Annotated in this window: 11 protein-coding genes and 1 other annotated feature; of the genes, 3 read left to right on the top strand and 8 right to left on the bottom strand. The window is 45.9% G+C overall.

Annotated features, from left to right (window positions below):
* Positions 1 to 88: 88 nt before the first annotated feature.
* Positions 89 to 721, top strand: a complete 633-nt coding sequence (locus ACV3PA_RS06485; protein ID WP_053454083.1) for an SDR family oxidoreductase — start codon at positions 89 to 91, stop codon at positions 719 to 721.
* A 60-nt stretch (positions 722 to 781) separates the two neighbouring features.
* On the opposite strand, the gene ACV3PA_RS06480 is transcribed toward ACV3PA_RS06485, so the two are convergent.
* Both ACV3PA_RS06480 and ACV3PA_RS06475 read right to left on the bottom strand, forming a co-directional pair.
* Positions 782 to 1,501 carry a pseudouridine synthase gene (locus ACV3PA_RS06480; RefSeq protein WP_053454084.1) on the bottom strand — a complete coding sequence of 240 codons (720 nt, stop codon included), beginning with the start codon at positions 1,499 to 1,501 and terminating at the stop codon, positions 782 to 784.
* Positions 1,488 to 3,152, bottom strand: coding sequence for a putative polysaccharide biosynthesis protein (locus ACV3PA_RS06475; RefSeq protein ID WP_053454085.1), 1,665 nt, complete (start codon positions 3,150 to 3,152; stop codon positions 1,488 to 1,490). The genes ACV3PA_RS06480 and ACV3PA_RS06475 overlap by 14 nt, the downstream gene beginning before the upstream one ends.
* A 190-nt stretch (positions 3,153 to 3,342) precedes the next feature.
* On the opposite strand from ACV3PA_RS06475, the gene ACV3PA_RS06470 reads away from it, so the two are divergent.
* Positions 3,343 to 4,614 carry a BaiN/RdsA family NAD(P)/FAD-dependent oxidoreductase gene (locus ACV3PA_RS06470; RefSeq protein ID WP_053454086.1) on the top strand — a complete coding sequence of 424 codons (1,272 nt, stop codon included), beginning with the start codon at positions 3,343 to 3,345 and terminating at the stop codon, positions 4,612 to 4,614.
* Positions 4,615 to 4,673: 59 nt separating this feature from the next.
* On the opposite strand, the gene ACV3PA_RS06465 is transcribed toward ACV3PA_RS06470, so the two are convergent.
* From ACV3PA_RS06465 to ACV3PA_RS06445, 5 genes are all read right to left on the bottom strand, one after another.
* Entirely contained in the window at positions 4,674 to 5,651 is a 978-nt protein-coding gene (locus ACV3PA_RS06465) for a hypothetical protein (protein ID WP_053454087.1), read from the bottom strand.
* Between the two features lie 131 nt (positions 5,652 to 5,782).
* The gene (gene leuS / locus ACV3PA_RS06460) at positions 5,783 to 8,188 is read right to left on the bottom strand and encodes a leucine--tRNA ligase (protein WP_456125854.1); all 2,406 of its coding nucleotides are present in this window, start codon (positions 8,186 to 8,188) and stop codon (positions 5,783 to 5,785) included.
* Positions 8,189 to 8,234: 46 nt separating this feature from the next.
* Positions 8,235 to 8,457 (bottom strand) — a binding site (T-box leader).
* Between the two features lie 38 nt (positions 8,458 to 8,495).
* Entirely contained in the window at positions 8,496 to 9,140 is a 645-nt protein-coding gene (locus tag ACV3PA_RS06455; protein ID WP_053454089.1) for an HAD family hydrolase, read from the bottom strand.
* Between the two features lie 93 nt (positions 9,141 to 9,233).
* On the bottom strand, positions 9,234 to 10,268 hold the full coding sequence (locus ACV3PA_RS06450; RefSeq protein WP_456125853.1) for a GNAT family N-acetyltransferase: 1,035 nt from the start codon (positions 10,266 to 10,268) through the stop codon (positions 9,234 to 9,236).
* Positions 10,269 to 10,452: 184 nt separating this feature from the next.
* A complete protein-coding gene (locus ACV3PA_RS06445; protein ID WP_238237643.1) occupies positions 10,453 to 11,631 on the bottom strand; it encodes an MDR family MFS transporter in 1,179 nt (392 codons plus the stop codon).
* Positions 11,632 to 11,809: 178 nt separating this feature from the next.
* On the opposite strand from ACV3PA_RS06445, the gene ACV3PA_RS06440 reads away from it, so the two are divergent.
* Positions 11,810 to 12,385 carry a tRNA 5-(aminomethyl)-2-thiouridylate-methyltransferase MnmM gene (locus tag ACV3PA_RS06440; RefSeq protein ID WP_053454092.1) on the top strand — a complete coding sequence of 192 codons (576 nt, stop codon included), beginning with the start codon at positions 11,810 to 11,812 and terminating at the stop codon, positions 12,383 to 12,385.
* A gap of 51 nt (positions 12,386 to 12,436) precedes the next feature.
* Here the strand turns inward: ACV3PA_RS06440 and ACV3PA_RS06435 are convergent, their stop codons facing one another.
* The gene (locus ACV3PA_RS06435; protein WP_053454093.1) at positions 12,437 to 13,141 is read right to left on the bottom strand and encodes a serine aminopeptidase domain-containing protein; all 705 of its coding nucleotides are present in this window, start codon (positions 13,139 to 13,141) and stop codon (positions 12,437 to 12,439) included.
* Positions 13,142 to 13,180: the final 39 nt, after the last annotated feature.

Raw genomic sequence — 13,180 nt, 5'->3', positions numbered from 1 at the left:
ATCTTTCGATGACGCGATTCTTCGCGTCTTTTTTTGTTATCTTTTTTAAAACGTGGGGTATAGCTATTGGGAGAAGGAGTTGAGGAGAATGAATATTTTAATCATTGGAGCAAACGGAACAACTGGACGAAAGATGGTCGAACTGATCGCTAAACAAGGCGATCACCAAGCAATCGCTGTCGTACGAGAAGAAAATCAAATCAACGATTTGATTGCACTCGGTGCATCAGAAGTCAGACTTGGGGATTTGACGAAGGATGTAAGTGGTGTTGTCAGTAACGCGGACGTTGTTATCTTTGCAGCGGGTGCCGGTGGTGCATCAGACGAATTGACGCGTGCCGTCGATAAAGAAGGTGCGATTAAAGTCATCGATGCTGCAAAAGCAAACGGGATTGATCGTTTCTTGATGCTCAGTTCGGTCGGCACAGAAGAACCAAAGGGTGAACTGAAAGTATATCTTGAATCAAAAGCAGCAGCTGATACGCACTTACAAGAAAGTGGACTTAACTATACGATCGTACGTCCCGGTCCACTCAGCTATGATGATCCAGCAGGTACAATCGAAACGAAAGAACATTTCGATTCATATGAGGATCGTAAAGTCTCTCGTGATGATGTGGCAGCGCTATTCGTACACTTGATTGATCATCCAACACAGTCACGTCTTTTCGAAGTACTCAGTGGCCCTTACCCAATTGCAGAAGCATTGCGTAATCAATAAGTGACGCCCATAACAAAAGGCGATGGAATGTACGCTCATTCCATCGCCTTTTCATTTTGATTATTCAGGTTGCCAATCAAACAAGGATAGTTCTTCTTGCGTCAATTCACGGTAATCACCGAGTGCAAGTGACGGATCGAGTTCTAACCGACCAATCGAACGTCGCTTCAAGAATGTGACCTCTTTCCCGAGCGCCAGCATCATTCGCTTAACTTGGTGGAACTTCCCTTCTGTAATCGTCAATTCAAGTGTTGAATCCGTCTCCGTCGTTGATAAGATGACCAGTTTACCTGGTTTAGCTTGGTAACCGTCTTCTAAGGTGACACCTTCCTCAATCGCCTCGACGTCCTCTTGCGTCAGCACACCCGTCACTTCCGCGTAATACGTTTTTTCGACGTGCTTCTTCGGTGACATCAAAGCATGGTTAAACGATCCATCGTTCGTCAACAACAACAAGCCTTCCGTATCTTTATCGAGTCGTCCGACCGGGAACGGTTTGAAATAGGTCACGTCTTCAAACAACAAATCGATGACCGTTTCATCCCGTTTATCCTCAGTCGCACTAATAACACCCGGTGGTTTATTCATCATCAAGTAGATATATTTTTGATACGTGACCGGTTCGCCGTACATCAAAACATCTTGTGTTTTAACATCGACATGTTGTTTTGGATCACGAACGATCTCACCATCGACTTGAATCGCTCCTGCTTTTAGCAGCAATTTTACTTCTTTTCGGGAGCCTGCTCCCATGTTGGATAATAATTTATCTAGACGCATGACCTCGTCCTCGTTTCAATGAAATTTTACGCCCTAATACGACTTCTGCTAAGCCACTCCAGATTGAGAGCCCTGCAAAAATGATAATTCCGACTGCAGCACCCACAATAAGAATCAACAGGGATGCCCATGTCGATGACGGAAGTATGGATACAAGACCCCATTTTATAAGTGCGACACTCGCTCCCATCAAGGCGCTTAGGATCAAAATCAACGATGTCCGGCGCAAGACCGTACTGAACGGAAACTTCACCGTTTGTGTAATCCGGAAGAACATCAAACCTGTTGCGACAAGATAGCCGATGATCGTTGCATATCCAGCACCTGTTCCATCACCTGTCAAATGAATTAATGGAGCATTCAAGAGATACTTCGCGAGTAGTCCAGCGAGCGTTGCAACGATTGTGAAATATTGACGGTTGATTCCCTGTAAGACCGCTGCCGTAACGGAATACAATGCGAGGAACAACGCACTTGGTGCATAACTTAATAGATAGACCCATGCTGCTTGATCTTTCGGGAAGAGAACATGAAATGTCTCTTCACTCAGAAGAATCATACCGACGACTGCTGGAATCGTCACGAAGAAGACAAGTTGATAAATCTGCGAAATTTGAGCACGCACTTTCCGCATATCTCCTTGTGTAAAGGACGCTGTCAATAGCGGTGTCGCAGATAACGATAGCCCTGTTGCGACCGATACTGGAATTAACACGATTTTGTGACTATCTGCAATCAGATAGGCAGTCGCGTTTCCGGCTGCTTCTAAGGTATAGCCGATACTCTGTAACGCGGCGTTCATCGTGTTTTGGTCGATGACTTGATAAAGTGGTGTTGAAATACCCACCATGACGATTGGAATAGCATAAGCTAACAGTTCTTTATAAAGATCCGTTAACGGGCGATCCTGTGAACGGACAGTTTGCGTAGCACGAAGTTCCTGCAAACCGCTTGCACGTTTACGGAAATAATACACAAGAACTGCGACACTACCAATTGCTCCAATGAATGCACTAAACGTCGCGATCGTCGCAGCAAAAGCTACTCCTGAATCAAATAGATAAATCGCGATACTGACTCCCGCAAGCAGGAAGATGATTCGAACGATTTGCTCCAAAATTTGCGAAATCGCTGTCGGTCCCATCGATTGATACCCTTGGAAATATCCGCGCGTCATACTCATCGGCGGAATCAAGAGTAAGGCAAAACTGACTCCGCGAATCGTCATCGTGACGGCATCGACGTACGCCGCTGAATCAACGTCTCCACCAGGAATTGCCCGATGCGCTAAATACGGTGCAAGGAAGAATAAAGCGAGAAAGGAAACGACGCCGGTCAAAGACATGATTTTCAGACCAGACCGATATAATCGTTCACTCGTATCGTATTCACCCAGTGCATTATATTTGGCAACAAATTTCGAGACAGCAACGGGAATCCCTGCTGTCGCAATACCAATCATGATCGTGTAGTAGTTATAGGCATAGGTATAGAACATAATGCCGGTTGCACCGACCATAAATTGAAACGGAAAAAGATAAATCAAACCGAGTGCGCGAGAAATCAGTGACGCACCGGACAGGAGCATCGTTCCACGAACGAATCCTGCATTACCAGAAGTAGTGGACTGTTTATTGTTGACTGTGGACATGGTAACATCCCTCACACTTTCTAATTTTTAAACTCAACCCTTCACAGAGCTGTCTCATTATACAAGTTCTCTCGTACACAATTGCAAATCATTATACCGCTGTCCTTCTCGAATTGAAAGAGACGGTTTGTTTACAGTCGCAACTTCTGCTAAAGTGAAACAAGCAGAATTCTATGAATGAGGTGACCACATGTACGATGTAATCGTAATCGGAGGCGGGCCGAGCGGCTTAATGGCGACGCTTGCCTCTTTACAGGCAGGAGCCCGAACACTCTTGCTCGATAAAGGGAATAAATTAGGGCGGAAGCTCGCAATTTCTGGTGGTGGACGGTGTAACGTCACAAATCGGAAACCACTCGATGAGCTTGTCCAGTCGATTCCAGGAAACGGACGTTTCCTTTATAGTGCTTTTTCGCAATTTAATAATGAATCGATCATCGAACTTTTCGAAGGGTTTGGTGTCGCACTTAAAGAAGAGGATAACGGTCGTATGTTCCCTGTCTCGGATAAGGCAGCAGACGTCGTCCGTGTATTGATTGATCAGATCCGAGCCCATGGCGCCGAGATTCAAACGGATGCACAAGTCGCAACACTCGACTTTCATCCGGACGGTTCGTTTGCGGCTGTCATCTTAGAAAACGGTATGCGTCTTGAAGCAAAAAGCTGTATCGTCGCAGTTGGTGGACAATCTGTTCCCCATACCGGCTCGACGGGTGACGGCTATCCATGGGCAGAAAAAGCAGGTCATACGATCACAGAACTTTTCCCGACAGAAGTACCCATCTTATTAGGCGATACATTCATTCACGAAAAAACATTACAAGGACTTTCTCTTAGAGACGTTGCTTTAACGGTTCATGGTAAAAAAGATAAGGCGATCAAGACGCATACAGGTGACCTTCTCTTTACGCACTTCGGTTTGAGCGGTCCGATTGCTTTACGGTGTAGCCAGTATACGATCAAGGAGCGGAAGCGGTCGAAGGAAACGATCGTCCATTTATCAATCGATCTCTTCCCAGATGAATCACTTGGTGCGCTAACGGAACGCTTTCAAGCAGCGCTTGCAGCAAATCCGAAGAAAACGGTTCGTAATGCACTCCGTGGATTTGTACCGGAACGTCTGCTTGAACTTCTTTTTGCTCAAATCGGATTTGGGGATGAAGTCTGTACACAAGTCAAGAAACAGGACTGGACGGACTTCCTACAAAAGTTAAAACGGTTCCCACTGAAAGCAACCGGAACACTTGATTTCGATAAAGCTTTCGTCACGGGTGGCGGTGTCTCGATTAAAGAGATTGATCCAAAAACGATGATGTCGAAAAAAGCGGAGCGATTGTTCTTCGCTGGCGAAATTCTTGATATCCACGGCTATACAGGTGGTTACAACATTACAGCTGCATTCGTGACCGGACATTGTGCCGGTAGTCACGCTGCAGAGATGGCACATGACGCCGTCTCTTAATATGAACAAGACCCGACTTCTCTACTAAATAGAGGAATCGGGTCTTTTCGTATCATGCTTTAATCAATTGGTGTGAACGATCGGCTCGAGAATTTATCCGTGACGACTAACGCAAACAACTCGTTATCCTGTACGAAGATTCCTTTTGAACCATATACCTTCGGACTAGCTGTTTCCCCTGTAATTGTTTGATCTTTCCGATCAATCGAGTAGAGATAGAGTGCTTCTGAGTCTAGCGTATAAATTCGACCTTGGCGTTCAGCAAGACCAATCGGACGGAATTCAGATTCAAATGCTTTTTTGGCATCACTTCGCATACCATCTGCTGCTTCGACCTTTTCCCGTTTGATGACTGATAGATAAGGCGGTTTCTGTTTTTTCTTTAACGCACGCTTTTTCTTCTCTGAAGCGTCTGGATCAATCTTGATTTCATCCTGTTTCATCGCAAAGTAAGTTAATTCGACACGTCCAATCGAGCGTATATGGTTGATCGTATAGAATTCTTTTTTCTTCACGTCATATCCAAGACCATGGAAACTGTCCCGAATCGTTGTTCCTTGCACTTTTTCACGTTTTTCTTCGCTCCAGACACCATCTTTTCGCGTAATCGTGATAAGAATCTGATTCGACGTCAACAAGGCGACTGTCTCCCCGTCAACGAGAGTCATTCCGTCAAGACCAGCGAGCAAGAGCTTTCCTTCTTCCAACTGGAAAGAGGCATTAATTCGTTCCCCGGTCCCACTAATTTCAAAGAAACGATAATCGTCTGTTACGACGAGGTACGAACCAATGGAATCATCATATAACATCTGTTGAACATTTTTGATTAACGGCTCTTCTGGATTCGGAATGGCTGAAGGCGTTTTCGATGGCACCTGTTTGACAGCTGCCTGATGCTGCGATTGCGTCTCGATTTTCGCGAACGTTTCCTGAATACGCGACAACGTCTCTGGTTTTGAGAAGACGAGCAGAACACAGAGGATCAGTCCCGAAACGACAGCAAAAATCGTTGTATAGACTATATAAGATCGTTTCATTGATGGTAATCGCCTTTCTTTCTCGGTTTCTGATTCAGTGTAGCAGAAGGACGTTCAAAAAAAAAGCGGACTTGCGACGGAAATGAAGAAACCCCTTCCATACGCGTCATGCGAATGAAAGGGGTTATGGCTTAGTTTGCCACGATATTGATCAATTTTTTCGGTACGACGATGACTTTACGAACTGTCTTATCGCCGATCCATTCTTGTGTTTTTTCATCAGCAAACGCAAGTGCTTCGATTTCTTCTTTTGTCGCATCGATGTTGATTTCGATTTTCGAGCGAACTTTTCCGTTCACTTGAATAACGAATTCCATTGTATCGCTGACGAGTTTCGATTCATCGAATGTTGGCCATGCCGCATACGTCAATGTCTCTTCAAATCCAAGCTGTTCCCACAGTTCTTCACCAAGGTGTGGTGCGACCGGTGTTAACAATTGGACGAATCCACGAAGGAAGTGACGCGGAAGGACTGGCTGTTTGTTAGCTTCATTGACGAAGACCATGAGTTGTGAAATTCCGGTATTGAACTGAATGTTCGCGAAGTCTTCCGTGACCTTCTTGACAGTCTGATGATATGTCCGTTCGAAGTCAGCATCGACTTCCGTGACGTCTTGAATGTCCGCTGTCCGTTCAAACAAACGCCAGACGCGGTCAAGGAAACGACGCGCCCCATCAAGACCATTTTCAGACCAAGAAACCGATGCATCCAGTGGTCCCATGAACATTTCGTAAAGACGCAATGTATCGGCACCATGTGACTTGACGATTTCATCCGGATTGATGACGTTACCGCGTGATTTCGACATTTTCTCGTTATTTTCTCCAAGAATCATTCCTTGGTTGTATAATTTTTGGAATGGCTCTTTTGTTGGCACGACACCTGCATCATACAAGACTTTATGCCAGAAGCGTGCATACAACAAGTGGAGAACAGCGTGTTCTGCCCCACCGATATAAATGTCAACTGGGAGCCAGTATTTTAATTTTTCTGGGTCTGCAATCGCTTCTTCATTGTGTGGATCGATGAAACGAAGGTAGTACCAGCAGCTTCCGCCCCATTGTGGCATCGTGTTCGTCTCGCGACGCCCTTTCATCCCTGTTTCAGGATCCGTATAATCCAACCAATCTTCCGCAAGCGCAAGTGGTGATTCCCCAGTACCAGACGGTTTGATTTCCGGAATGATTGGAAGTTCAAGCGGTAATTCCTCTTGACTGAGCGTTTTCATTGAACCATCTTCCATATGAACGACCGGAATCGGCTCACCCCAATACCGTTGACGACTGAATAGCCAGTCACGGAGGCGATACGTGATTTTTTTACGACCGACTTGGTTCGTTTCGAGTTCAGCAATCATCGTCTCGATTGCTTCTTGTTTTCCGAGCCCATCGAGCATGTGTGAATTGACGTGTTCGCCCTCTCCCGTGTAAGCCGCTTCATCAACGTTTCCACCTGCGACGACTTCAACGATTGGTAAGTCGAACTGCTTCGCGAATTCGTGGTCACGCTCATCATGTCCTGGAACAGCCATGATCGCACCTGTTCCGTAAGATGCAAGGACGTAATCAGCAATCCAGATTGGAAGACGATCGCCTGAAATCGGATTGACAGCGAAAGCACCTGTGAAGACGCCTGTTTTTTCCTTCGCTAAATCTGTCCGCTCAAGATCAGATTTCGTTTGGACTTGCGCGATGTACGCATCGACTGCTTCCTGATGATCAGCTGTCGTGATGTCAGCAACGAATGGATGCTCTGGCGCAAGCACGAGGTACGTCGCACCAAAGATTGTATCCGGACGCGTCGTAAAGACCGTGACTTGTTTTTTATGTCCGTCAATCGTGAAATCAATTTCAGCACCTTCTGATTTCCCGATCCAGTTCCGTTGCATCTCTTTAACAGAGTCCGGCCAATCGAGATCATCGAGATCATCAAGAAGACGATCCGCATATTTCGTGATTTTTAAGACCCATTGACGCATCGGAACACGAACGACTGGATGATTTCCGCGTTCGGATAATCCGTCGATGACTTCTTCGTTCGCAAGAACCGTTCCAAGTGCTGGGCACCAGTTGACTGCGACTTCGTCGACGAATGCAAGTCCTTTTTCGTATAATTTCGTAAAGATCCATTGTGTCCATTTATAATATTTCGGATCTGTCGTGTTGATTTCGCGATCCCAGTCATATGAGAATCCAAGTTCTTTTAGCTGACGTTTGAATGTCTCAATGTTTTGAGCTGTGAATTCGCGTGGGTCGTTCCCTGTATCGAGGGCATATTGCTCTGCCGGTAATCCGAACGCATCCCATCCCATCGGGTGAAGGACGTTATATCCTTGCATCCGTTTCATTCGTGCGAGGATATCCGTTGCTGTGTAACCTTCTGGGTGACCAACGTGGAGTCCAGCACCTGACGGATACGGGAACATATCGAGGGCATAAAACCCTTCTTTTTCTGGATCTTCTGTCGTGACGAAGGCGTTGTCTTGATCCCAACGCGCCTGCCATTTTGGTTCGATTTCGCGATGATTGTACGGCATGTCTTTTCCTCCTCTAATCTAAAAAAACCGGTCTTCCGCCCCTAAGAAAAGGGACGAAAGACCGGTTTGGCTTCCGCGGTACCACCCACGTTGTCTGTCTATGACAGACCGCTTGATTCACGGATAACGGTGTGAAAGACCGGATTCGCTACTACGACTTCACGAATCGTGCTCCCTGACGAGTTCACGGTTGCTACCGACTGGTTCGCACCTTCCACCAGCTCTCTTGACGGCACCTTTCCCCTACTACTTCAGTTCCATGCATTTGACTATCTTTTCCTAGTGTAATCTGTTTCTTCCTCAAGCGTCAACGCTTCCGTAAAATTTCCTCGATTTCTGCATGCGATTGCGCTACATGATCCGCTTGTTCTAGGCGTTGCATCGGCATCCGGTCATCGAGGAGCGCAATGACTTCCATTCCCGCTGCCTTCGCACCGATCATTCCGTTCGCAGCATCTTCAATGACGAGACAATTCTCAGGCGGATGTCCAATTCGTGATGCTGCGAGTCGAAAAATTGCAGGATCGGGTTTGGAACGGACGACCTCTTCCCCGCTAACATAGTGTGTGATCGGAAGCTCATAATGACGGATGACACGTTCGATTTTTTGAAGCGAACTTGAGGAGGCGATACCGATATCGTAACCAAGATTCACAGCTTGTTCGATGACTCGTTTGACCCCTTCTTTTAATCCACACTCTTCTGGTTTTGCATGAATTTGAAATAACCGATGTTCTTCTTCAAGTAACGTACTGGCTGTTTCTTTTAGCTGATGTTCAGTGACGAGTTCTTCCCACATCTCATCACCTGTTTTTCCCATGAACGTCGCATACTGAACTGGGTCGAGTGGAATCGATAACGTTTTAAACATCTGCTGATGGACCTCGAAGTAACGAATTTCACTATCTAAAATCACACCGTCCATATCAAAAATCAAACCGCGTTTTTTCATGACACATCCCCCTTTAGTCACTTTTCTGATATCAGCATATCAAAAAAACGACTACACGATGTAGCCGTTTTGCCTTCTTCCTTTATTTACATTTTAACTTGTCGCCATCTGGACACTCGTTTGTCGGTAAGCTGGAAAATAATCAGAATCGGCTCCTGATCCGAATCGTACACATAACTGATCGTATATGGCTGGCTGAAGAATGGATTTTCCTTGATGATACTCAAATAGGCGATATCCAGTATAACGACATTTACTCTCAAAGAGACTATCCTGTTCTTGATATCCACCCCCGAGATGTTGTTCGACAAGACCACGCGCTTTTGCGTGAAGAATCGCTTCATACTCAAGCCGCTGATTTGGAAATATCTTTGCTTCGTCTCGCTTACAGCCAATCAAATGACCATGGGCATATTCGTTTCCAAGCAATACGAAATATCCACCAATCGGTTCGCCATCGAGTTCTGCAATCAATAGTAATGGCTCACAGAGTGGGTTCACCTCAAACAATTGTTCAAAATAACTTGCAGTAAAATAGTAATGAGCTGAAGCGTTCTTCCGGTCCATCGTTTCATGATACAACGCTAAAAAAGTAGGTAAATCTTCTTTTGTTCCTGTTCTAATTGTTAACGGTGAAGCGAGTGACTTCCGAATCATGCTTCTCGTTTTCTTATGGAACGTCTGCATGATTTCTTCTAGCGAGGGGCGTAAATCAATGCTCGTCGTATGACGGATGAAGGAAACTTTTGTCCAGTCCTGCATCAGTCTCTCATTGCCCGTCAACGGATTAAAGCGAATCATTTCCGAAACGATTGCCTCTTTTTCCGTCCACTTTTCAAACAATAAACGTGCTTGCTGAATCTCAGATGTAGTCAAGTGACCGACGACTTCAGGTCCACCGTAGCCATAAGGCGTAATGAGATCTGAATAGGCTGTATCAAAAATACGACGTTTTAAAAAGGGATAAAACAGTGTTCCTGCATAACCCTTATAAAGGAATAACACCGCTTGTTCAGACGGTCTAGCGTTGAGCGTGACGTATTGGTGACTGTAGAAGATATCAAGCGGCTGTTGCTGTACCTTTGTCGTCCAAGTTGTGGCATCTGTGATGAATTGACACCTTTCCATTCGTGCACCTCCAGTCAAAAAGAAGCAACGTTCACATGACCTTTCTTTTTCAGATCCTTGATTAAAAAGTACCCGTTTCCCTACCGAAATATTCCATATTAATAAATGTTTGTTTTATAATTTGCGAATGAATGATGTAACAAAATAGACAGCGGATATTGATCCGCTGTCTATTAAATGACCCTTACGATGTAATTTTAGGAATGGCACGAAGGAAGACCACACCTGCTAAGAGAATCAATCCAATCAACGTCAAGAAGACCGCTGACATACCGGATAAATCGTAGATTAATCCTCCAACGGTCGGACTGATCATCCGCCCCGCTGAAGCAGCGATATTGACGTATCCTTGGAACTCTCCTTCTTTTCCGATTGGTGCAAGTCGCGCAGCCATGGCTGGGACAGCTGGCCAGATGAACATTTCACCAATCGTCAGGATGATCATCGCGACGAGAAACATCTTGAATCCTCCGGCGAACGGAACAATCAGGTACGATAACAGGAAAATCCCTGTACCAGTCATCAGTTGTCGTTTCAAATCGTCACCAAACCACCGCAAGATCGGGGTGAGAAGTGGCTGTGCAAAGACGATGAGTGCTCCATTGATCGTCCAAAGAATCGAATACTCGGAAATCGTGACACCGAGTGATTTCGTATGCACAGCAAATGTACCTTGCCATTGTACATACACGAACCAAAGTAAGGCATAACCAATCGAGACGAGCAACATCGTTCGCGCTGCACCGCGTGCGAGTGGTGTCCGTGTCGTTTCGGTCTCGTCATGCGTTGTATGCATCCGTGCCGGTGCCTGAATCCAGGACAAGCCGATGAACAAAATGATTGCAAACGCGATGTACAGTACGAGGTTAGCAATGAAGATGTATTGAATCGAGAAGGCAGCAATTTGACCACTGACAGCCGTCCCAAGGGCTACACCGACGTTTTGCGCGACATAGATCGCGTTAAAGGCACGGCGTCCACCTTCTGGCCAAATGACACCTGTCATCGCATAAATCGTCGGGAAGACCATCCCACCGACAAATCCGATTAGACCAAGCATCGCGACGTATCCGACATACGTCTGATGAAACAGCAATAAACCGACGGAAGACAAGACAAGTCCGATGACACTGATAACGAGCGTTTTTTTACCACCGAGGCGGTCAAACGCCTTTCCACCTAAGTAGTTTCCGACGATTGCGAGTGCCGAGTTGACGAACAACGCCATCCCTGCTTTTGTCATCGACTCCCCTAAATATTCATGAATATATAATGTATTAAACGGCCATAAAAAAGAGGATCCCGTCGTATTGATGGCCATCGCAAGGACGAGGATCCAGACCGCTTTTGGTAATTTTGGCATACCTGTGGTCCTCCTATTTCATTCTCAACCTTGCCACTTTACGCAATCCGTCCCCTCTCTGTCAAGCCACTTCACTTTTCGTCAATGATTCAAAAGATGGTATAATGCAAGAGGAATCATACACACGATAATCATTTATTAAAGAGAAAAACAGACCATAGGAACAGGAGTCTATGCCATGCCACTTGCCCGTGTACTACCTTATACCAAACAATTGCTTGAGTCCGTCATCGAACCCGGAGACTGTGTCGTCGACATGACTGCTGGAAATGGGCATGACACACAATTCTTAGCAGAATGCGTCGGCCCAGAAGGTCGAGTCCTTGCGTTCGATGTTCAAGCACAAGCCATCGAGGAATCGACACGTCGTCTCGACGAAGCTGGAATGTTAGAACGCGTCGATCTTTATCACGAGAGTCACATCCATGTCGGTGCCCGTTTATCAGACGAACAACGTCCGGTTCGTGCTGGTGTCTTCAATCTCGGATATCTTCCCGGAAGCGATAAGTCGATCACGACGACAGGTGAAGAGACGCTTGAAGCGCTCGATGCTCTCCTCCCGGTCCTTGCTCCTGGTGGTCTTGTCGTCCTCGTCGTCTATCATGGTCACCTTGAAGGAAAACGAGAGCGCGACGCTGTGCTTGATTACGTGACGGCTCTTGATCAGCAAGATTACGCTGTCCTTCAGTACCGCTTCTTGAATCAACAGAATCATCCACCGTTCATCATCGCGATTGAGAAAAAAATGCGCTGACAGTAGAAATGAAAAAAGTGATGGCTTCCACTATGGAAACCATCACTTTTTTCACTCTTCGACTAATTTAAAGAACAGCAACAATTTTTCTGCAAATCGTGTATTCAATCGTTCGAAGCTGAAATGCGGAAAACCATGTAGGCGCTGTAAGTAAATCTGATCGCCACCCATTTTCCGACATACTTCGAGCGTCAACTTGACGTCTGCGAACTGATCGTCCGGTGCATAAAAACATGCTAAGTTGACACGAGGTAATTTTTTTCGCTCCTCATCATGTACGACGATTTCCTCTTCGATTTCTCGATATTGTGCATACGTCAACTCACCAATCCGAACGGTATCTTCCGTACTTTGACCAAACGGCAATGTACCGAGTGGCGCATCAGGACGGAAACGATCAAATGCACTCGCGAAAACTTGTTTGACACCCCCAAGTTGTTTTGACGGATGCCAATCAAACAACGGTGAAATGAATGCAAGGCTTGCGACCGGTAATTCATATTCTTGTAGAAGACGATTGACGACGAGTGCGCCCATGCTACAAGCAACGATATGAATCGGTAGCTTTCGTTTCCCGGCTTCGCGTAATGCTTCTTTCAATAGTTGACCATGCTCTTCAAACGAGATGCGACGTGGTGCGTCGACGAGTAACACTTCATACTCTCGTTCGAGCACACGAATCAAGGCTTCACTCGGACGAGCACGTAATTGCAATGGATAGATTAATACGATGATTCCTGTTGGTTGTTCAACCACAAACTCACCTCTTCAATTCATACTTCCTTTTCACGATAC

This window comes from Exiguobacterium sp. EA-TM-5, assembly GCF_053878415.1.
The sequence above is the reverse complement of the archived record's forward strand: the minus strand, read 5'-3'. Positions and strand labels throughout refer to the sequence as shown.

Coding starts and splice junctions, on each gene's coding strand:
- ACV3PA_RS06470 (WP_053454086.1), top strand. CDS start 3,343: ATGTACGATGTAATCGTAATCGGAGGCGGGCCGAGCGGCTTAATGGCG.
- ACV3PA_RS06485 (WP_053454083.1), top strand. CDS start 89: ATGAATATTTTAATCATTGGAGCAAACGGAACAACTGGACGAAAGATG.
- ACV3PA_RS06465 (WP_053454087.1), bottom strand. CDS start 5,651: ATGAAACGATCTTATATAGTCTATACAACGATTTTTGCTGTCGTTTCG.
- ACV3PA_RS06455 (WP_053454089.1), bottom strand. CDS start 9,140: ATGAAAAAACGCGGTTTGATTTTTGATATGGACGGTGTGATTTTAGAT.
- ACV3PA_RS06480 (WP_053454084.1), bottom strand. CDS start 1,501: ATGCGTCTAGATAAATTATTATCCAACATGGGAGCAGGCTCCCGAAAA.
- ACV3PA_RS06445 (WP_238237643.1), bottom strand. CDS start 11,631: ATGCCAAAATTACCAAAAGCGGTCTGGATCCTCGTCCTTGCGATGGCC.
- ACV3PA_RS06440 (WP_053454092.1), top strand. CDS start 11,810: ATGCCACTTGCCCGTGTACTACCTTATACCAAACAATTGCTTGAGTCC.
- ACV3PA_RS06450 (WP_456125853.1), bottom strand. CDS start 10,268: ATGGAAAGGTGTCAATTCATCACAGATGCCACAACTTGGACGACAAAG.
- leuS (WP_456125854.1), bottom strand. CDS start 8,188: ATGCCGTACAATCATCGCGAAATCGAACCAAAATGGCAGGCGCGTTGG.
- ACV3PA_RS06475 (WP_053454085.1), bottom strand. CDS start 3,152: ATGTCCACAGTCAACAATAAACAGTCCACTACTTCTGGTAATGCAGGA.